19 protein-coding genes and 3 pseudogenes are annotated in these 17,936 nt (G+C 70.9%); 11 read left to right on the top strand and 11 right to left on the bottom strand.

The window, feature by feature from the left end:
* The first annotated feature begins 112 nt into the window (after window positions 1-112).
* From ACFZDI_RS31625 to ACFZDI_RS31615, 3 genes are all read left to right on the top strand, one after another.
* Window positions 113-721 carry a thioesterase domain-containing protein gene (locus tag ACFZDI_RS31625; RefSeq protein WP_391255234.1) on the top strand — a complete coding sequence of 203 codons (609 nt, stop codon included), beginning with the start codon at window positions 113-115 and terminating at the stop codon, window positions 719-721.
* A 189-nt stretch (window positions 722-910) separates the two neighbouring features.
* Window positions 911-2,356 (top strand): AMP-binding protein, encoded by a 1,446-nt coding sequence (locus ACFZDI_RS31620; protein WP_391255231.1) that lies wholly within the window; start codon window positions 911-913, stop codon window positions 2,354-2,356.
* The gene (locus tag ACFZDI_RS31615) at window positions 2,353-3,135 is read left to right on the top strand and encodes a nitrilase-related carbon-nitrogen hydrolase (protein WP_391255228.1); all 783 of its coding nucleotides are present in this window, start codon (window positions 2,353-2,355) and stop codon (window positions 3,133-3,135) included. Before ACFZDI_RS31620 ends, ACFZDI_RS31615 begins: the two co-directional genes overlap by 4 nt.
* 111 nt (window positions 3,136-3,246) lie before the next feature.
* On the opposite strand, the gene ACFZDI_RS31610 is transcribed toward ACFZDI_RS31615, so the two are convergent.
* Window positions 3,247-3,732: a DUF1453 domain-containing protein gene (locus ACFZDI_RS31610; RefSeq protein WP_391255225.1), complete on the bottom strand. Its 486-nt coding sequence runs from the start codon at window positions 3,730-3,732 to the stop codon at window positions 3,247-3,249.
* Between the two features lie 97 nt (window positions 3,733-3,829).
* On the opposite strand from ACFZDI_RS31610, the gene ACFZDI_RS31605 reads away from it, so the two are divergent.
* Both ACFZDI_RS31605 and ACFZDI_RS31600 read left to right on the top strand, forming a co-directional pair.
* Window positions 3,830-4,456 (top strand): TetR/AcrR family transcriptional regulator, encoded by a 627-nt coding sequence (locus tag ACFZDI_RS31605; protein ID WP_234846507.1) that lies wholly within the window; start codon window positions 3,830-3,832, stop codon window positions 4,454-4,456.
* 347 nt (window positions 4,457-4,803) lie between these two features.
* Entirely contained in the window at window positions 4,804-5,469 is a 666-nt protein-coding gene (locus tag ACFZDI_RS31600; RefSeq protein WP_391255222.1) for a hypothetical protein, read from the top strand.
* 159 nt (window positions 5,470-5,628) lie between these two features.
* Here the strand turns inward: ACFZDI_RS31600 and ACFZDI_RS31595 are convergent, their stop codons facing one another.
* From ACFZDI_RS31595 to ACFZDI_RS31565, 7 genes and pseudogenes are all read right to left on the bottom strand, one after another.
* A complete protein-coding gene (locus ACFZDI_RS31595) occupies window positions 5,629-5,817 on the bottom strand; it encodes an acyl-CoA carboxylase epsilon subunit (protein WP_030234973.1) in 189 nt (62 codons plus the stop codon).
* Window positions 5,818-5,849: 32 nt separating this feature from the next.
* The gene (locus ACFZDI_RS31590) at window positions 5,850-7,394 is read right to left on the bottom strand and encodes a carboxyl transferase domain-containing protein (protein ID WP_391255219.1); all 1,545 of its coding nucleotides are present in this window, start codon (window positions 7,392-7,394) and stop codon (window positions 5,850-5,852) included.
* 24 nt (window positions 7,395-7,418) lie between these two features.
* Window positions 7,419-7,850: a hypothetical protein gene (locus ACFZDI_RS31585; RefSeq protein ID WP_234846504.1), complete on the bottom strand. Its 432-nt coding sequence runs from the start codon at window positions 7,848-7,850 to the stop codon at window positions 7,419-7,421.
* Between the two features lie 108 nt (window positions 7,851-7,958).
* Complete coding sequence (locus ACFZDI_RS31580; RefSeq protein WP_234846503.1) at window positions 7,959-8,753, bottom strand: AfsR/SARP family transcriptional regulator; 795 nt, start codon at window positions 8,751-8,753, stop codon at window positions 7,959-7,961.
* 420 nt (window positions 8,754-9,173) lie between these two features.
* Window positions 9,174-9,266, bottom strand: a pseudogene (locus ACFZDI_RS31575).
* 32 nt (window positions 9,267-9,298) lie between these two features.
* Window positions 9,299-9,391, bottom strand: a pseudogene (locus ACFZDI_RS31570).
* Window positions 9,392-9,423: 32 nt separating this feature from the next.
* Window positions 9,424-9,516: pseudogene (locus tag ACFZDI_RS31565) on the bottom strand.
* Between the two features lie 175 nt (window positions 9,517-9,691).
* Here ACFZDI_RS31565 and ACFZDI_RS31560 point away from each other — a divergent pair.
* The 6 genes from ACFZDI_RS31560 to fabI all read left to right on the top strand — a co-directional run bounded on the left by ACFZDI_RS31560 (window position 9,692) and on the right by fabI (window position 14,981).
* Entirely contained in the window at window positions 9,692-10,687 is a 996-nt protein-coding gene (locus ACFZDI_RS31560; protein WP_391255215.1) for a phosphatidylglycerol lysyltransferase domain-containing protein, read from the top strand.
* Window positions 10,688-10,767: 80 nt separating this feature from the next.
* Window positions 10,768-10,932 carry a hypothetical protein gene (locus ACFZDI_RS31555; RefSeq protein WP_234846501.1) on the top strand — a complete coding sequence of 55 codons (165 nt, stop codon included), beginning with the start codon at window positions 10,768-10,770 and terminating at the stop codon, window positions 10,930-10,932.
* Between the two features lie 245 nt (window positions 10,933-11,177).
* Window positions 11,178-12,281, top strand: coding sequence for an acyl-CoA desaturase (locus ACFZDI_RS31550; protein ID WP_234846500.1), 1,104 nt, complete (start codon window positions 11,178-11,180; stop codon window positions 12,279-12,281).
* 185 nt (window positions 12,282-12,466) lie between these two features.
* Window positions 12,467-13,891, top strand: a complete 1,425-nt coding sequence (locus ACFZDI_RS31545; protein WP_234849137.1) for an MFS transporter — start codon at window positions 12,467-12,469, stop codon at window positions 13,889-13,891.
* A gap of 2 nt (window positions 13,892-13,893) precedes the next feature.
* A complete protein-coding gene (gene fdxA, locus ACFZDI_RS31540) occupies window positions 13,894-14,220 on the top strand; it encodes a ferredoxin (RefSeq protein ID WP_234849134.1) in 327 nt (108 codons plus the stop codon).
* Entirely contained in the window at window positions 14,217-14,981 is a 765-nt protein-coding gene (fabI, locus tag ACFZDI_RS31535) for an enoyl-ACP reductase FabI (protein ID WP_030234948.1), read from the top strand. Before fdxA ends, fabI begins: the two co-directional genes overlap by 4 nt.
* Window positions 14,982-15,064: 83 nt before the next feature.
* Here fabI and serS read toward each other — a convergent pair whose 3' ends face one another.
* The 3 genes from serS to ACFZDI_RS31520 form a co-directional block, all read right to left on the bottom strand.
* Entirely contained in the window at window positions 15,065-16,342 is a 1,278-nt protein-coding gene (serS, locus tag ACFZDI_RS31530; protein WP_391255209.1) for a serine--tRNA ligase, read from the bottom strand.
* Window positions 16,343-16,453: 111 nt separating this feature from the next.
* Window positions 16,454-17,674: a beta-ketoacyl synthase gene (locus ACFZDI_RS31525; RefSeq protein ID WP_030234941.1), complete on the bottom strand. Its 1,221-nt coding sequence runs from the start codon at window positions 17,672-17,674 to the stop codon at window positions 16,454-16,456.
* Window positions 17,674-17,904 (bottom strand): acyl carrier protein, encoded by a 231-nt coding sequence (locus tag ACFZDI_RS31520; RefSeq protein ID WP_018888444.1) that lies wholly within the window; start codon window positions 17,902-17,904, stop codon window positions 17,674-17,676. Before ACFZDI_RS31520 ends, ACFZDI_RS31525 begins: the two co-directional genes overlap by 1 nt.
* Window positions 17,905-17,936 lie beyond the last annotated feature (32 nt).

The raw sequence follows: 17,936 nt of genomic DNA, 5'->3' as shown, positions 1-17,936 counted from the left end.
ACCTCAACCATAGGGTCCAGGTTGCCGGTTTCACTCCGTCGTAATGTCGCGCTAATCGATGTATGTGACAAGTAAGTATCGATTCGAAAGGGGAAGGTTATTGGTGTCACGTGTGTGTGCCGATCTGGATTTGATATGCATCCGGCATGCCTCGATCGCCGGCAAGTTCAGGCTGGCCGCCTTTCCGCACGGTGTCGAATCGACGTCCTCGTTCCTCTGTCTGGCGGAACTCCTGCTGCCGTCCGTCGAGATGCTGGTGGTCCAGCATTCCTACGCCTTCGACAGCAGCGCGCCCCCGCGGATCGGGGATCTCCCGGACCTGGCCGACGACGCCTTCGAGACCCTCGCGGAGTGGACGGACCGGCCGCTGGCGCTCTTCGGGCACGGCAGGGGCGCCGACCTGGCGTACCGGGTGGCGCGCAGGCTGGAGCGGGAGGCGGGCGTCGTCCCCGCGACCCTGTTCGTCTCGGGCGCCGTGGGTGCCGCGCGGAGCGAAGTCCGCGACGGCGGACCGGAGTTACGGTGCCCGGTCGTGGCGCTCACCGGCGAGAGGGACCGAAAGGCGCCGGTGTCGGCGGTGGGGAACTGGCGGCACCGCACCAGCGGAACCTTCGACCTGGAGGTGTTCCCGGGGGCTCGGGGCTACCTCGACATCAGCCGCCGGCAGGTCGCCAACCTCGTCCACGATCAGCTTCTCGTCGCGGAGAACAAGGGAGCCTAGGGGGAGGTTAAGGGTTCCCGAGTGGGGGCATACTGCCTAACTTCCTTGGTGGGGCCCGTGTTACGCATCAGTAGCGGCACGGTTCCCTCACCGTCCCGGACGATGGACCGCCCTTGTGGACGGTCGCCTTCCCGGTCCGCGGCTCTGCGCACCGGTCATGTCCGAGCCCGAGGAAGGAACCTCCCGACAGTGACCTCGAAGATATTTGCCCACGACTCGGTTCAAACCCTCTCCGCAACGGAGGAGGGAGCCCTGCGCATCGCCGACGCGCTCCGCGACCGCGGTGTCGGCCCGGGCCAGCGCGTCCTGCTCAAAGCAGGCAACTCGGCGGGTTGGGTCGGGACGCTGCTGGGGCTCATGCACCTCGGCGCCTCCATCGTCCTCGTCGACCAGCAGGAGCACGCGGAGGAGACCCGGCGCATCATCCGGCGCACCGGCGCCAAGGTCCTCCTCGTCGACGACGACGCGCCGATCGACGACGATCTGGACGCCATCCACCTCTACGAGATCCTGGTGACCGCGGCGGGCCGCGAACTCACCGAACAGCGGCTGTCGTTCGACGAGTGGGGCGAGCGGCCCGACGGCCTGATCATGTGGACCTCGGGCTCGACCGGTTCCCCCAAGGGCGTCGTCAAGTCGGGCGCCAAGTTCCTCACGAACCTGCGGCGCAACGCCGACCAGGTCGGGCATGTCGCGGACGACGTGCTGATGCCGCTGCTGCCCTTCTCCCACCAGTACGGGCTCTCCATGGTGCTGATCGCCTGGATCACCGGGTCCTCGTTGGTGATCGCACCGTACAAGCGGCTTGACCGGGCCCTGCGGATGGCGGGCGAGACCGGGGTCACGGTGATCGACGCGACGCCCTCCAGCTACCGCAGCATGCTCAACCTGATCGGCCGCAAGCCCGTGCTGCGCGCCGACGTCGAGCAGGTGCGCATGTTCTGTGTCGGCGCCGCGCCCCTGGACGGGCCGCTCGTCGACCGGTACGTCGCGGAGTTCGGCCGCCCTCTGCTGGACAGCTACGGCAGCACCGAGCTGGGCAACATCGCCTTCGCCACCATCGAGAACCCGGTCGCCTGCGGCCGCACGATGGAGGGCATCCGCCTGCGGGTGGTCGACGAGGACGGCCACGAGGTGGCACCGGGCGTGGCGGGCGAGATCGAGGTGGACACCCCGGACGGCATGGAGGGCCACCTCGACGAGGACGGAGCCCTGATCCCCGCGGCCGACGGCTGGCAGCGCACCGGCGACCTCGGCCAGTTGGACGAGCACGGCAACGTGTACCCGCTCGGCCGCAAGTTCGCCGTGCACCGGATGGGTTACACGCTCTATCCGGAGCTGATCGAACGCAAGGTGGCCGCCCTGGACTGCTCCGCCCGGATCGTCCCGCTGCCCGATGAGCGGCGCGGGTCGCGCCTGGTGTTCTTCGTCGAGGACGAGCGGGGGCAGACGGCCGCGTACTGGCGCGACCGGCTCTGTGAAATGCTTGCCCCCTTTGAGCACCCCGACCGGGTCGTCGTCCTGGACCGGTTCCCGCTCAACCGCAACGGCAAGCCGGACAAGCGGCAGTTGGAGCGGCTCGCGCGGGAATCGCAGGCCGGGCCCAGTGATTCCCCCGGAGGAAACACTCAGTGAGGATCGCTTGTCTACAGGCGGCTTGTGGCGCGACCGATGTGCGTCAGCTTCTGGAGAAGCTGCGGACAGCGGCGCGCCGCGCTGCCGATGAGGGGGCCAAGCTGCTCGTCACTCCCGAGATCTCGATCGGCGGCTACCCCCTTCAGGCAGGCAATCTCGCCCAGGCCGCGGGTCCCGTGGATGGAGAGCGGTGCGCGGAGGTGTCCGCCATCGCCCGGGAGTTCGGCATCGGCATCGTCCACGGCTGGCCGGAGACGGACGGCCCCGCCCTGTACAACTCCGCGCGCCTCGTCGCGCCGGGGGGTGAGACGCTCGCGGTCTACCGCAAGGCGCATCTGTATGGGCGGGCCGAGCGGGCCCGGTTCACCCCCGGGGAAGAAGGGGTGGTGCAGGTGTCCTTCGGCGCCCTGACGCTCGGCATGCTGATCTGTTACGACGTGGAGTTCCCGGAGACGGTGCGGGCCCACGCTCTGGCCGGCACTGATCTGCTGCTCGTGCCCACCGGACTGATGCGGCCCTGGGAGTTCGTGGCCCGCACGCTGGTGCCGGCCCGCGCCTTCGAGAGCCAGCTCTACATCGCGTACGCGAACTGGACCGGGGACAATGGCGGCCTCAGTTTCTGTGGCCACACCACGGTCGCGGCGCCGGACGGCACGACGCACGCCGTCACCGGGGACCGCGAGGACCTGCTCGTGGTCGACATCGACCCGCTGGTCCTCAAGCGCGCCCGCGCCTCCACGACGTACCTGCGCGACCGGCGCCCGGAGCTGTACGCGTGAAGCCGTCATGCCCGGACCGCCTCCTGCGGGCATGACGACATGACGAGACGAGGGGCCGGGAGACAGTCACTGTCTCCCGGCCCCTCGTCTCGCCGTCGTGGCGGGCGGCCGTCAGATGCGCGGCCGCTCGAAACGCCGCGGCTTCTCGGGGGCGAAGGGAACCCCCGTGGACAGCCCGCGGGCGCCGACGACCAGCGCCTCGCCCAGGAATCCGACGCCGATGGAGAGGTTGATCGGCCGCGCCTCCGCCTGCATCCCCATGTGTACCGCGAGGAAGCCGAAGGCGGCCATCACCAGCAGGGAACCGATGATCACGAGGAACGTCTTGCCGGTGTAGCGCTGGTAGAGGATCCCTTCCTTGGGATAGACTTGGATGGTGGCGCCGCGCACCGCGCCGAGCCCGACACCCAGCACCGAACCGGCGATGACCCAGCCGAGGTCCGTACCGGTCAGTCCCTTCACCTCGGTCAGGGCCCAGATCCCGAGGCCGGTGAGGACCAGCGGTGGCGCGAACAGGTCCCGGGCGTTGAGCGGTTCGCCCAGCAGACGCTTGATCACCACCGCGACCGCGGCTATGGCGATGATCGTTACGAGCATCCACGTGTCCACCACTGCACCCCTTTATTCCTGGCCTGTCCGTGCCCCAGCAGGGACGCGCCGGATTAATTTAGCAAGCCCGTGCTATAACAACAACATGCCAAGAGTCGTCGTAGCCGAAACCCGGCGCCAGGATGTCGCCCAAGCCGTTCTTCGCATCGTGGGCAGGGAGGGCCTCGAAAGCGCCTCCCTGCGGAACGTCGCCCAGGAGGCCGGGCTCGTCATCGGCTCCGTGCGGCACTACTTCGCCAGCCACACCGAGCTGATGATCTTCACCATGGAAGAGCTGCGGCGCCGCATCGACGGCCGCATCCGCAGCCACGCCGAGCAGCTCCTCGACCCGGACGCGGGCATCGACCGCCGCGCCCGCACCGAGGAGTTGTTCGCCGAGTTCCTCCCCCTCGACGAGACCCGCCGCGAGGAGGCGGTGGTCTGGCTGGCGTTCGTCACCGCCGCGCGCACCCGCCCGGAATTCCGGCCCTGCGCGCGCCGGATGCACGAGGAGGCACGCGAGCTGATCGGTCGGGTCCTGCTGGAGGCCCAGCGCTCCGGTGGCATCCCCGGCGACCTCGACATCGCGCTGGAGACCCAGCGGCTGGCCGCCCTCCTGGACGGCCTCACCCTCGGCGGGGTGCTCCACCCCGATCTGATGCCGCCCGAGGACGCGCGCGCGATCCTTCACCGGCATCTGCGTGCCCTGGCCGCTGGCCAGGAGCCCGCGTGAGCCCAGGTCGGGGCCGCCAAGGGCGATGCCTCGGCTTACCTCGGAATGATTGTTCCGCTCACTTCGGCCAGGCAGGAAGGACAGGAATCGAAGTTTTTGATCTTGAGTATGGGCGGGGGAAAGCGGCGTGAGGCTCACCGCGGGCGGGCGCAGGCTCGCCGCCGCCGCTCTCGTCCAGTCGCTTGGCCTCGCCGGCGTCGTGGCCCTCGGGGTATCCCTGCTCGGCGGGGCATTCGCCGACCGGTACGGGCTCGGCGGGTGCTCGCCTCGGTGTATTCGGAGTGAGGGCTGTGCTGCGCGGCGTACGTCTTCGTCACGGACTTCTGGCAGTTCATGGCGGTGACGCTGTGCGCGGTGGCGTGCGCCCGTCCGGGGCTGCCGGGGCGGCGCTCACCGACGACATCCCGGCCGCCCACCGGGTCACGCTGGTCACCATCGGGCTGGCTTCCTCGGCGGTGCGGTACTCGTGCTGCGGGTGTCCGAACTCACCGCGCCGACAACCGAGGCGGCCCGGAGGGCGCGGCGCGGCCGATTGGTCGGACACCAGCCGGATGTTGCCCGACGCGCGCTATCTGACGCTGACCGGGCTCAACTTCCTGCTGTTCTCCTTCGACACGAGGCTGCTGGTCGTCGTGTTACAGATCCCGGTCAGCGAACTGGCGACCGGCCGACGGCGCACCACCCGGATGCTGACGTGGACGGGCGCTATGCCCGCGGTGAGCAGTCTGTGCTTCGCCGCGTCCGGCTCCCTCGCGGGCGGGCCCGCGAGGGCATGGCTGACCGCCGCCTTGGTGACGCTGTCCCTGGCGGAGTTGACGGCCAACTCCGCGGTGTGGGGCCTGTCCATCGCCCTGGCGCCCGAGGAGCGACGCGGATGCTGTCTGGCCGTCTTCGATCTGAGCGTGGCCGGACAGGGCGTCCTCGGCGGTGCTCGTCCTTTGCCTGTCTCTTCTCAAGGCGCCGCTGGGCAGCGGAAATGTCCACACGTATTTGCTCCACATGTTTCGCGATGACGCATCACGTGGAGTGCGTGGCGATCCTCGAACCTGCGGGCAAGGGGTCCTGACCTGAGCTTTTGTTGCCCTGTGTGCTGCGGGAGCTGGGTGTGCCGAAGCGCTGGACCGGCCCCCTCGGGGGGAGGGGGCCGGTCCGGTGCTTCGGCTCGTCACTGCTCAGGGTGTCTGCCAGCTGTGCGGGGCGTGGAAGGGGTGGGGGCGCCAGGAGGTGGTGCCGGGGGTGGACGCCTGCGCGTCGACGCCGGCCCGGGCGGCACGGCTGAGCAGCAGGGCCGCGAGGGCGGCCAGTTCCTCGTCCGTGGCTTGGCCCTTCTCGATGCGGATGGGGGGCGGGGGAGTGAGCATGGGACCTCCGTCACTGTGGGGCGGCCGTGCCGTCACTGAGGGGGGTTGCCGTGCTTGCGGGCGGGGTGGTCGGCGTGCTTGGTGCGCAGCATCGCCAGTGAGCCGATGAGGACCTCGCGGGTCTCGGCGGGGTCGATGACGTCGTCGACCAGGCCCCGCTCGGCCGCGTAGTAGGGGTGCATGAGTTCCGCCTTGTACTCCTTGACCAGCTCGGCCCGCATGGCTTCGGGGTCCTCGGCCTCGGCGATCCGGCGGCGGAAGATGACGTTGGCCGCGCCCTCGGCGCCCATGACGGCGATCTCGTTGGTCGGCCAGGCGTAGGTGAGGTCGGCGCCGATGGACTGGCTGTCCATGACGATGTAGGCGCCGCCGTAGGCCTTGCGCAGGATCAGGGAGATCCGCGGCACCGTGGCGTTGCAGTACGCGTACAGCAGTTTGGCGCCGTGGCGGATGATGCCGCCGTGCTCCTGGTCGACGCCGGGCAGGAACCCGGGGACGTCCAGGAGGGTGACGATCGGGATGCTGAAGGCGTCGCACATCTGCACGAAGCGGGCGGCCTTCTCGCTGGCCTCGATGTCCAGGACACCGGCGAGCACCCGGGGCTGGTTGGCGACGACGCCCACGACCTGTCCGCCGAGACGGGCCAGCGCGCAGATGATGTTGCGCGCCCAGCGCTCATGGACCTCCAGGTACTCGCCGTCGTCGACGATCTCCTCGATGACCTCCGCCATGTCGTAGGGCCGGTTGCCGTCCGCCGGGACCAGGTCGGCGAGGGTGTCGCAGCGACGGTCGTGCGGGTCGTCGCACGGCACCGCGGGCGGGTTCTCGCGGTTGTTCTGCGGGAGCAGGGACAGGAGGTAGCGGACCTCGGCGATGCAGGTCTCTTCGTCGTCGTAGGCGAAGTGGCAGACGCCGCTGGTCTCGGCGTGCACGTCCGCGCCGCCGAGGCCGTTCTGGGTGATCTCCTCGCCGGTGACCGCCTTGACGACGTCCGGTCCGGTGATGAACATCTGCGACGTCTCGCGGACCATGAACACGAAGTCGGTGAGTGCGGGGGAGTAGGCGGCACCTCCGGCGCACGGGCCGAGCATCACCGAGATCTGCGGGATGACACCCGAGGCCTTGGTGTTGCGCTGGAAGATGCCGCCGTAGCCGGCGAGCGCGGTGACGCCCTCCTGGATGCGGGCGCCGGCGCCGTCGTTGAGGGAGACCAGTGGTGCGCCCGCCGCGATGGCCATGTCCATGATCTTGTGGATCTTGGTGGCGTGGGCCTCGCCCAGTGCACCGCCGAAGATGCGGAAGTCGTGGGCGTAGACGAACACCGTGCGGCCCTCCACCGTGCCCCAGCCGGTGATCACACCGTCCGTGTACGGCCTCCTGGCCTCCAGGCCGAATCCGGTCGCCCGGTGCCGGCGCAGCTGCTCGACCTCGCGGAACGAGCCCTCGTCCAACAGCAGGCCGATGCGCTCGCGCGCGGTCAGCTTGCCCTTGGCGTGCTGCGCCCGCGTCGCCTTCTCACTGGGGCCGGCCAGCACCTGGCGGCGTATCCCGGCCAGCTCCGCGACGTGGGACCTCATGTCTCCCCCTGATGGGACGGGATGTCAGTTGCCGAGCCGGCGCAGGCCGTTCATCTGGAGCACGGCGAACACCGCGACGACGGCCGCTTGGAGCGGGGTCCACACCGTGCCGACGGTGTTCGGGTCCAGCCAGCCGAAGACCACGGCGGCCACGCTCGCGACCGCCCACAGCAGGTTCGCCTCGATGACCACCTTGGTGGCCGCGGTGGACGGCACCGGACGGCCGGCCAGCACGGCGACCAGCGCGCCGTAGACGGTGAGGAACACGCCGATGCCGCGGAGGAAGCCGCTGTCGAGGCCGAGCAGGTCCCCCACCGGGCCGGCGGCGAACAGGTAGATGAGGCCGTTGCCCCCGGTCACGACGGCGTCGAGGCCGAGGAAGAGACGTAACGGACGCGCGGCCTCCGCGCGCCCCTGGGTCGTCACGGCGCGGGCCGGCGACTGGCTCGTGGTCATGTGGTTCTCCAAAGGTCGGGGGGCGGTTTCCACTTCCGATCCGGATCGTTCCAGGCAGTGCTGACCAGCGGCTGACGTGCCGCTTACGCGGCGTCGGGACCGGTGGCGTCAGGTGAGTTGGAGGAGGGGAGCGCGCAGGTCACCGGACAGGGCCGGGTCGTGCGACAGGATGGCGCTCTCGACCTGCCGCAGCGCGGGGGAGGGCTCGATGCCGAGTTCGTCGGCGAGGTGGCGGCGCATACGGCGGAACACGTCCAGGGCGTCGGCCTGGCGGCCCGCGCAGTAGAGGGCGATCATCAGCTGCTCGCAGAAGCGTTCCCTGAGCGGGTGGCTCGTGTGGGTCTCGGCGAGTTCGGCCAGGACGGCGGCGTGCCGGCCGAGCCGCAGTTCGGCGTCGAAGCGGAGCTCCATGGCCCGCATGCGGTACTCCTCGTAGCGGGCGCCGGCGAGCTGGCACAAGGTCCCGCCGGTGAAGCCGCCGAAGACCGGCCCCCGCCACATGGCAAGGGCCTGCCTCAGTAACCGCGCCGCCTCCTCCGGTGAGCCGGAGCCGAGGGTCTCGGCCTGGCGGACCGTCCTGACGAACTCGGCGGCATCCAGCTCCCCCTCGTTGACCGTCAGGCGGTAGCCGGAGGGGTGGATGGTGACGCGCGAGGTGGTGCGGTCGGGCTCCAGGCCGCGCAGCTTACGGCGCAGCCGGCTGACGTGGGCCTGCAGGGCGTTGGCCTGGTTGTCCGGGGCGCCCTCGCCCCACATCTCCTCGACCAGCGCCTCACCGGAGACCGATTGGCCCTCGCTGACCAGCAGCGTCTGGACCAGGGTCCGTTGCAGATCGCCGGAGATCTCGGCCGGCCCCGACGCGGTGCGGATCTGCAGTGCCCCGAGGATCGAGAACCTCAGCATGTTTCCCCCTTGGCGATCAGTGCGGCAGAGAGTGGTCGGGGGCCCGGTCGCGGCGGTCCGTCTCTGCGGCCGAGGCCGCGTGGCGGTCTCCCGGCCGGCTTCCGTCCCGGGGTTTCCTCCCGACCTCATCGTGGCACAGAATAATTCCTTTGGGAAGGTATTTTTCTGCTGAACGAGTCCGAGTGAGGCCGACAAGGGTTCTGACCTGCGGGGTTGCCGGACAGTAGAGGTTAAGCGGAAGGGGTGGTGGTGGATGCGGACGTGTCTGCGCCCCGGCGCACCGCCTGGTGTCGGGCGGTGCGCCGGGGCGCGTGTGTCCGCCGGCGAGGGGGTCACCGACGGTGCGTGCGGCACCGGGGCCGCGCGGCCGGGTGGGGCGGGGCCGCGCCGGAAGCCGGGTGCCGGAGTGTGTACGACGAGCGGAGAGGGCAGGATTCGAACCTGCGTGGGCTTGTGGGCCCGACCGTGAGAATTGCTCTCTGGTCCCCGTTGAGCCGCTCCGGGCACCTCTCCTTGTGTGGCCGGTGGTGCGTGGCCTTTTTTCGCGGAGAGGGCAGGATTCGAACCTGCGTGGGCTTGTGGGCCCGACCGTGAGAATTGTTCTCTGGTCCCCGTTGAGCCGCTCCGGGCACCTCTCCTTGGTGTGGCCGGTGGTGCGTGGCCTTTTTCGCGGAGAGGGCAGGATTCGAACCTGCGTGGGCTTGTGGGCCCGACCGTGAGAATTGCTCTCCGGTCCCCGATGAGCCGCTCCGGGCACCTCTCCTCGTTCCCGGCTTCCGGTCTCCCGTGCCGTTCACGAGAACAACAGTGGCAGGGAGGTCTGACAATGTGCTGACGTTTCTCTGACGCGATCTGATAATTCCCGTCCGGTCTTTTCCCACGCCTGTCCTCGATGCTCTACTCGGGACGACGGAAAACGCTCCCGAAAGGGGAAAACAATGACTGTGACCGCCATGGACAACCCGGTTCTCGAGGCGATACGCACCCATACGTCAAGCGAGAATCCCAGCGCGTTCCTGGCCCTCAACAGCGGAAATGACGTCTTCACCCTGCCCGGTGCCGACGGCGTCGTCGTGTACCGCCGCACGGGCCGGTTCGCCGTCCAGTTCGGCGGCCCCTTCGCCGCCCCCGACGACTACGGCCCTCTCCTGGAGGCCTTCCGCCGGCACGTCCGCGACGAGGGCCGCACCCTGGTCGGCATCCAGCTCCAGCGTGCCGACGCCGAGCACTACGCCCGCAACGGTTTCACCGTCAACCAGGTCGGCGCCTCCTGGGCCGTCGGCCTGCCGGACTTCACACTGCGCGGCACCCGCTTCATGCAGCTGCGCAACAAGATCTCCCGGGCCCGCCGCAACGGCCTGGTCGTCCAGGAGGTCCCCGCCGACGACTGGCAGGACGCGATCGCCGCCATCGACCGGGCCTGGCTCGGCTCCAAGGGCGGCGCCCAGCAACTGGAGTTCCTGGTCGGCCAGATCGGCGGCCCGGCCCAGGCACACCGCCGGCTGTTCACCGGCACCATCGACGGCAGCCCCGTGGCGTACATCTCCTACTCGCCGGTGTACGGCGGCCGGGCCGGCTGGATGCACGACCTGAGCCGGCGCGTCCCGGACGGCTCCCCGGGACTGATGGAGGCCATCAACGCGACCGCCATCGAGGTGTTCCGTTCGGAGGGCGTCGAGTGGCTGCACTTCGGCTTCACTCCGTTCACCGGCCTCGACGCCGGCCACGAGATCGACGGCCACAGCCCGGCGTTCCAGTGGCTGATGCACGCCCTGTGGGCCGAGGGGGCCGCGCTGTACCCCGCGCAGACCCAGCTGTCGTACAAGCAGAAGTGGGCTCCGGGCGTGGTCATCCCGGAGTACGTCGCCTTCGACGGCCCGCAGGCCTCGCTGGCGTCCTTCGCCCACGTCTTCCGTGCCTGCAAGGCCTTCTGACGACCCGGGTCACCCTCCCCGCACCGCCCTCACGCGCCACCTTCACGCACCACCCGTCTTACAGAACAGGAGAACCAGCGATGAGCGACAACGAACCCGACACCAGCACCGAAGTCCTCCAGCACACCGTGGTCGAGCGGCTGATGGCCGTCATCGGCGCGCCCGACGACGAGGACGTGGCGCGCGACGCGGACGCCGCCGTCCTGGCGCTCGACGAACGTCTTCGCGCCGAGTCCGCCGCCTGACGGCCGCCGCCGATCAGACCGGCATCAGTGGCACATCAGCGCGGCGCAGCACGCTGGACACGTGTTCGTCCGGTGGTCCCCCGGCGGAGTACCGCACTGTGCTCCGGCGTCCCCGGACCGCCGGGCGGGCACGCCCGCGCGTTCCCGACCGCCCGCGGGAGCACTGTCGACTCGCGGCGCCCGCAGGTCCGCGGGGCAGCGGCGCCGCCGCCCGAACCGGGCACTTCTCCCAAGGAGAGCAACGCATGCAGCGTCCGCACACACAAGAAGCCGGGGCAGCAGCCGCCTCCGCGGCCGGCCCGCGCACCGGCGCCTCGGCGACGTTCGCCGAGCTCCTCAAACGCGTCAAGGCGGAAGGTCTCCTCGACCTCGACCCGCGCTACTACGTGGGCCGTCTCGCGCTCAACACCACCTTGCTGCTGATCGGATTCGCCGCGTTCTTCGCCCTGGGCGACTCCTGGTGGCAGCTGCTGACGGCCCTGTGGATGGGGCTGTGCGGCGGCCAGTCGGCGTTCATGTGGCACGACGCCGGACACAAGGCCATGTTCCGCAGCAAGAAGGCCGCCTCCGCCGTCGGCTACATCCACGCCAACCTCGTCAACGGGGTCAGCTACGGCTGGTGGGTCAACCACCACAACCGGCACCACAGCAACCCCAACCACCTGGACAAGGACCCGGACATCGGTCGGCGCACCGTCATCTTCGACGTCAAGCAGTACCCCAGCCGGCGGGGCACGCAGAAGTTCGTCGTGCGCCACCAGAGCGTGCTGTTCTTCGTGCTGCTCGTCCTGGAGGGCTTCAAGATGCTCCGGACGGCCGTGGTGTCCATCGCGCAGGGCAAGACCAAGCGGCCCGTGCTGGAGTCGTTCCTGCTCGTGCTGCGCGCCGCGGTCTACTGCGCGCTGGTCTTCACGGTGCTCTCGCCGGTCCTCGCCGTCGCGTTCATCCTCGTGCAGCACGCCGCCCTGGGCGTCTACTTCGGCATGATCTTCGCCCCGAACCACAAGGGCATGGACGTCCGCGACGGCGAGGAGGAGACCCTGGACTGGCTGGAGCGCCAGGTCCTCACCTCCCGCAACATCCGCCCGAACCCGGTGGTCGACTTCCTCTACGGCGGCCTCAACTACCAGGTCGAGCACCATCTGTTCCCGGCCATGCCGCAGAAGCACCTGCCGCGCGCCCGGGAACTGACCCGCGCCTACTGCGCCGAGCGCGGGGTGCCGTACCACGAGGTCGGCTTCTGGGCGTCCTACCGGGAGGTCGCCTCCTACCTGCACGAGGTCAGTGAGCCGGTCCGGGCCGGGACCGTGGAGGAGGAGATCAGGCGCCGGGCAGCCCAGGCGGCCTGACCCGACCCGCGCCCCTCGGTCGCCGCCGGTCCGGGACCCCCCACGCTCCGGTCCCGCACGGCCCCCGCACCCCCCACACGCGTCCACAGCCCCGGCCCCCGGGCCGCACGCCCGGGCCCGCCGTCGGCCCGGGCGGTTCCCTCACCGGAGTCCCTGAGAACCAGGAGTCCAAGGAGAGCCTCCCCATGTCCCAGACCACCACGGTGGCGGGCGATGTCACCGCTCCCGCCGCGATCGGGGTCCGCCTGGACCGCATGCCGATCACCCCGATGCACCGAAGACTCACCATGGTCGTCGGCATCGGCCTGCTCTTCGACACGTTCGAGAACAACCTCTCGGGCACCATCGCCAAGGTGCTCCAGAGCGACTTCGCCTTCGGGGCGACCGAGCTCAAACTCGTCCTGGCCTCGGTGTTCATCGGCCAGTTCATCGGCTCGCTGGTGCTCGGCCGGATCGCCGACCGGTTCGGCCGGCGCCGGGCCTTCCTGATCAACCTCGCCCTCTACTCGGGCTTCTCCCTGCTGGGCGCCTTCTCGCCGAACGCCGTCTGGCTGATCGTCACCCGCTTCATGGCCGGCATCGGCATCGGTGCCGAACAGGTGCTGTCCGACTGCTACCTGGCCGACGTGCTGCCCGCCAAGCGGCGCGGCCGGTACATCGCCTGGGCCTACACCGTCGCCTTCTGCGGAGTGCCCGCCGTCGGCTTCGCAGCGCTGTGGCTGGTGCCCCTGTCCCCGCTGGGCATCGACGGCTGGCGCTGGCTGTTCGTGATCGGGTCGCTGGGCTCCGCCGTGGTGTGGGTGCTGCGCCGCCGGCTGATCGAGTCGCCGAGGTGGCTGGCCGCCCAGGGCCGCACCGAGGAGGCCGAGCTGCTGGTGGCCGAGATGGAGAAGCAGGCCTACCCGGACCGTCCCGCGACGGTTCGCCCGGTGGCCGCGGACACCGCCGGACCGGTGGAGCCGGCCGCGGTGCGCCACCGTGTGCGCGACGTGTTCGGCCGCGGCATGCGGCGCCGCACGGTGGTGCTGTGGATCTTCTGCGTGCTGTCCGTGGTCGGCTACTACGGTTTCGGCACGCTGGCCCCCCAGATCGTCGCGGCCAAGGGCTACGGCATCGTCGCGGGCATCGGCTTCACCGCGCTGTCCTTCCTGGGCTACCCGGTCGGTTCCGCGCTGGCCCTGCCGATCGTCGACCGGTTCGAGCGCCGGACGCTGGTCGCGGCCTCCGCGGCGGCGATGATGGTGGCCGGCCTCGGCTTCGCCTACGCCGGATCCCCCGCGCTCATCGTGGCGTTCGGCTTCGTCTACACCCTCTGCAGCAACGTCTTCTCCAGCGTCTCGCACGTGTACCTCTCCGAGCAGTATCCGACCGCGATCCGCGCCACCGCGTCCGGCGCCGCCTACTCGCTGTCCAAACTCAGCGCTGCCGCACTGCCGTTCGTCCTGCTGCCGGTCCTGGACTCGCACGGCCCCGGTGCCCTGTTCGGAGTCATCGCCGCGGCGATGGCGGCCCTGGCGGCGACCGTTCTGCTGCTGGGCGAGCGCACCACCGGGGCTCCGGTCGACGGCGTCCCCGGCCCCCCGACCACCCCTGTGACGAAGAGGAGCTGACGATGGCCTACGTCATCGCGCTGCCCTGCGTCGACGTCAAGGACCGCTCCTGCGTCGACGAGTGCCCCGTGGACTGCATCTACGAGGGCCGCCGGGCCCTGTACATCCACCCCGACGAGTGCGTCGACTGCGGCGCCTGCGAACCCGTGTGCCCGGTCGAGGCGATCCGCTTCGAGGACGACGTGCCCGCCGAGTGGGGCGACCACACCGCCTCCAACGCCGACTTCTTCACCGCCATCGGCTCGCCCGGCGGCGCCGCCGCACTCGGCGCCCTCGGCCACGACTCCCCGCTGGTGCGGGCCCTGCCCGAGGCGGTGAACCGGACATGAGCGGACTCCTCGCCGGCAAGCGGATCCTGGTGACCGGGGTCGTCACGGACGCGTCCATCGCCTTCCACACGGCCCGCATCGCCCAGGAGGAGGGTGCCGAGGTCGTCCTCACCGGCTTCGGGCGCCTCTCCCTGATCGAGCGCGTCGCCGGGCGGCTGCCGAAGCCGGCCCCGGTGCTCGAACTCGACGTCACCGACCAGCGGCAACTGGACGGCCTCGGCGACCGGATCCGCGAACACACCGACACCCTGGACGGACTGGTGCACTCCATCGCCTACGGGCCGCGGGGCGCCTTCTCCTTCCTGGACGGCGACTGGAACGACGTGTCGACCGCCGTGCACGTGTCGGCGTACTCGCTGAAGTCGCTGACCACGGCCTGCCTGCCGCTGATGGAGCGGCGCGGCGGCTCGGTGGTCGGGCTGACCTTCGACGCCGCGGTCGCCTGGCCGCGCTACGACTGGATGGGCGTCGCCAAGGCCGCCCTGGAGTCGACCAGCCGCTACCTCGCCCGGGACCTGGGCGGTCGCGGCGTCCGCTGCAACCTCGTCGCGGCGGGACCGCTGCGCTCCATGGCGGCCAAGTCCATCCCCGGGTTCGCCGACCTCGCCGGGGTCTGGGAGCACCGGGCCCCGGCGGGCTGGGACCCCACCGACCCGGACCCGGCGGCCCGCGGGGTCGTCGCCCTCCTGTCGGACTTCTTCCCGCGTACCACGGGGGAGATCGTGCACGTCGACGGAGGGGTGCACATGATGGGCGCCTGAGCCCCGGGGCCGGGCGCGGCGAAAGGGGCGGGAGCGGGTCGCGGACCCGGCTCCCGCCCCTTCGCGGTGGCGCCCGCCGGTGCCTACGCGGTGTCCCCGCCCGGCAGGATCCGGCGGAAGCCGGTGTACGGGACGAGGGCCTCGGGCAGCACCACCGAGCCGTCCTCCCGCACGCCCTGCTCCAGCAGCGCGGCGACCGTGCGGCCGATCGGCAGCGCCGAGCCGTTCAGCGTGACCGCAGGCGTCCTGCTCCCGTCGGGCCGCTTGACGCGGATGTCCGCGCGACGCGCCTGGAAGGTGCCGCAGTCGGAGACCGAGGAGATCTCCCGGTAGGAGCCGCTGCCCGGCAGCCACACCTCGACGTCGAACGTCATCCGGGCGGAGAACCCGAGGTCGCCGGCCGGCAGCAGCACCACGCGGTGCGCCAGTTCCAGGCGCTTCAGGCACTCCTCGGCGTGGTTCACCATGAGTTCGAGCTGCGCCGGGGCGTCCTCGGGGGCGCAGACGCGCACCAGCTCCACCTTCTCGAACTGGTGCAGCCGCAGGATGCCGCGGGTGTCCCGGCCGTACGCCCCGGCCTCCGCCCGGAAGCACGGCGTGCAGGCGGTGAAGGCCAGCGGCAGCGAGCGGGAGTCCAGGAGCCGGCCGGCCACCAGGTTGGTCAGCGGGACCTCGGCGGTGGGGATCAGGAACAACTCCCGCTCACCGACCTGGGTGCGGAACAGGTCGTCCTCGAACTTGGGCAGCTGCCCGGTCCCGGTCATGGTGTCGCGGTCGACCAGAAACGGCACCGACTGCTCGGTGTAGCCGTGCTCGCGGGTGTGCAGGTCGAGGAGGAAGTCGCGCAGGGCCCGCTCCAGTCGTGCCCCGGCCCCGCGGGCGACGGCGAAGCGGGCACCGGACAGCCGGGCCGCGGCCGGACCGTCGAGGATGCCGAGGGACTCCCCGATGTCGGCGTGGTGGCGGGCGCCGTCCGCCGGACGAGGAGCGGGACCGCCCCGGCGTATCTCCACGGCCTCCTTCTCCGAGTCGCCGTCCGGGACCGCGTCCAGGGGGATGTTGGGGACGGAGAGCAGCAGTTCGGTCAGGCGCGCTGCGGCCGTGCGGGCGGCGGCCTCGGCCCGCTGCACCTCGGTCCGCAGCGCCCGGGCGGACGCCTTCTCCTCCTCGGTCGGCGGGCCGGAGCGGCGGGCCCTGGACGTGCGGTTCAGCTCGGTGCGCAGCCGGGTCACCTCCGCCTGCGCGCCGTTGCGCTCGCGCAGGGCGTCGGCCAGCGCGGCCGGATCGAAGTCGTGGCGGCGGCGGGCCAGCCGCCGTACGGCCTGCGGCCCGTCCTTCAGCAGTTCTTGGGGATCGTGCACGGTGGACTCCTGACGTGGGGCGGGGTGGGCGCCGTGCGGCCGGGCGCCGCACGGGAACAGCCGCCCGGCGGAGGTGCTCCGCGGGCGGCTGCCGTTACGTGTCCGGGCCGTTCAGGCCGGGGCGATGGCCAGGGCCGTGTTCTGGCCGCCGAAGCCCAGGGAGTTGCTCAGGGCGAGATCGATGGGCATGTAGGTGGCGGTCTGGGCGAGTTTGATGTCGATCCTGGAGTCGGGCATGACGAGGTTGGCGGTGGGGGGCACGAGTTCGTGCTCGACGCTCAGCACGGTGAAGGCGGCCTCGACCGCCCCGGCCGCGCCGAGCAGATGTCCGGTGACTCCCTTCGTGGACGTGACCAGCGGGTCCCCGCGCAGTGTCCGGCCGATCATGCGGGCTTCCGCCAGGTCGTTCAGCGGTGTCGACGTGCCGTGGGCGTTGACGTGCTGGACGTCGTCCGGGTCCGCGCCCGCGTCGGCGAGCGCGGCGCGGACGGCGGCCTCGATGCCCGCGCCGTCGGGGTGCGGCGACGTCATGTGGTGGGCGTCGGCGGTGGCGCCGTAGCCGATGATCCGGCCGTGCACATGGGCGCCGCGGGCGCGGGCGTCCGCCACCCGTTCCATGACGAGGATGCCGGCGCCCTCCCCGGCGACGAAGCCGTCCCGGTCGGCGTCGAACGGCCGGGACGCGGAGGCCGGGTCGTCGTGCCGTTTCGACAGCGCCCCCATCTGGGCGAAGCCGGCCATGACCAGGGGGGTGACCATGGCCTCGCTGCCGCCCGCGAGGACGATGTCGCAGCGGCCGAGAGCGAGCAGGTCCCGGGCCGTGCCGATGGCGGTCGCGCCCGAGGCGCAGGCGGTGGCCACCACCAGGTTGGGCCCGGTCGCCCCGAACTCGATGGCAGTCTGCCCGGCCAGCATGTTCGGCAGCTGCATGGGCAGCAGCAGCGGCGAGACCCGGTCGGCGCCCTGCTCGCGCAGCACGTGGTGCTGTTCCTCGACGGTGCCCGGGCCGCCGTCCGCGCAGCCCAGCACCACACCCACCCGCGCCCCGTCCCACGTCTGCGGATCGAGGCCCGCGTCGGCCACCGCCTCGTGCGCGGCGACCAGCGCGAACTGGACGAACCGGTCCAGGCGGTGGGCCCGCCGCGCGCTCAGCAGGCGCTCGGGGTCGAAGCCGGGCACCCGGCAGGAGATACGTACGGGGTTATCCGTCAGCAGCGGATCGAGGGCGGCGGCCGGCCTGCCGTCGCAGACCGCCGCCCAGCTCGGCCCGACCCCGATACCACCCGGGGTGACCAGGCCGAGCCCGGTGACGGCGATGTCCATGCCCGCCATCAGACCTTCGCACTCCGCTCCTCCATCAGCCGGACCATGTCGGCCACGGTTTCCGCCTCCAGCAGGTCGTCGTCGCTGACGTCCAGGCCGAGCTCGGACTTCAGCAGCAGCGACAGCTCCACCACGGCCAGCGAGTCCAGCTCGATGTCCTCCCGGGTGGCCTCCGGGGTGATGGCCTCGGGCGACACCTTGAGCTTGTTGGACAGGATTTCCTTGAGCTGCTCCAGCATGTCGGTTCCTTTCGACAGTTCTCTCGAAGGCG

The organism is Streptomyces sp. NPDC007907 (assembly GCF_042959365.1).
GTDB classification, from domain to species: Bacteria; Actinomycetota; Actinomycetes; order Streptomycetales; family Streptomycetaceae; genus Streptomyces; species Streptomyces indiaensis.
The sequence above is the reverse complement of the archived record's forward strand: the minus strand, read 5'-3'. Positions and strand labels throughout refer to the sequence as shown.

Excerpts from the sequence above, each read along its gene's own strand:
- ACFZDI_RS31610 (WP_391255225.1), bottom strand. The coding sequence starts at position 3,732 with ATGCTCGTAACGATCATCGCCATAGCCGCGGTCGCGGTGGTGATCAAG.
- ACFZDI_RS31605 (WP_234846507.1), top strand. The coding sequence starts at position 3,830 with ATGCCAAGAGTCGTCGTAGCCGAAACCCGGCGCCAGGATGTCGCCCAA.
- ACFZDI_RS31595 (WP_030234973.1), bottom strand. The coding sequence starts at position 5,817 with ATGCTCACTCCCCCGCCCCCCATCCGCATCGAGAAGGGCCAAGCCACG.
- ACFZDI_RS31590 (WP_391255219.1), bottom strand. The coding sequence starts at position 7,394 with ATGAGGTCCCACGTCGCGGAGCTGGCCGGGATACGCCGCCAGGTGCTG.
- ACFZDI_RS31585 (WP_234846504.1), bottom strand. The coding sequence starts at position 7,850 with ATGACCACGAGCCAGTCGCCGGCCCGCGCCGTGACGACCCAGGGGCGC.
- ACFZDI_RS31580 (WP_234846503.1), bottom strand. The coding sequence starts at position 8,753 with ATGCTGAGGTTCTCGATCCTCGGGGCACTGCAGATCCGCACCGCGTCG.
- ACFZDI_RS31560 (WP_391255215.1), top strand. The coding sequence starts at position 9,692 with ATGACTGTGACCGCCATGGACAACCCGGTTCTCGAGGCGATACGCACC.
- ACFZDI_RS31555 (WP_234846501.1), top strand. The coding sequence starts at position 10,768 with ATGAGCGACAACGAACCCGACACCAGCACCGAAGTCCTCCAGCACACC.
- ACFZDI_RS31550 (WP_234846500.1), top strand. The coding sequence starts at position 11,178 with ATGCAGCGTCCGCACACACAAGAAGCCGGGGCAGCAGCCGCCTCCGCG.
- ACFZDI_RS31545 (WP_234849137.1), top strand. The coding sequence starts at position 12,467 with ATGTCCCAGACCACCACGGTGGCGGGCGATGTCACCGCTCCCGCCGCG.
- fdxA (WP_234849134.1), top strand. The coding sequence starts at position 13,894 with ATGGCCTACGTCATCGCGCTGCCCTGCGTCGACGTCAAGGACCGCTCC.
- fabI (WP_030234948.1), top strand. The coding sequence starts at position 14,217 with ATGAGCGGACTCCTCGCCGGCAAGCGGATCCTGGTGACCGGGGTCGTC.
- ACFZDI_RS31525 (WP_030234941.1), bottom strand. The coding sequence starts at position 17,674 with ATGGCGGGCATGGACATCGCCGTCACCGGGCTCGGCCTGGTCACCCCG.
- ACFZDI_RS31520 (WP_018888444.1), bottom strand. The coding sequence starts at position 17,904 with ATGCTGGAGCAGCTCAAGGAAATCCTGTCCAACAAGCTCAAGGTGTCG.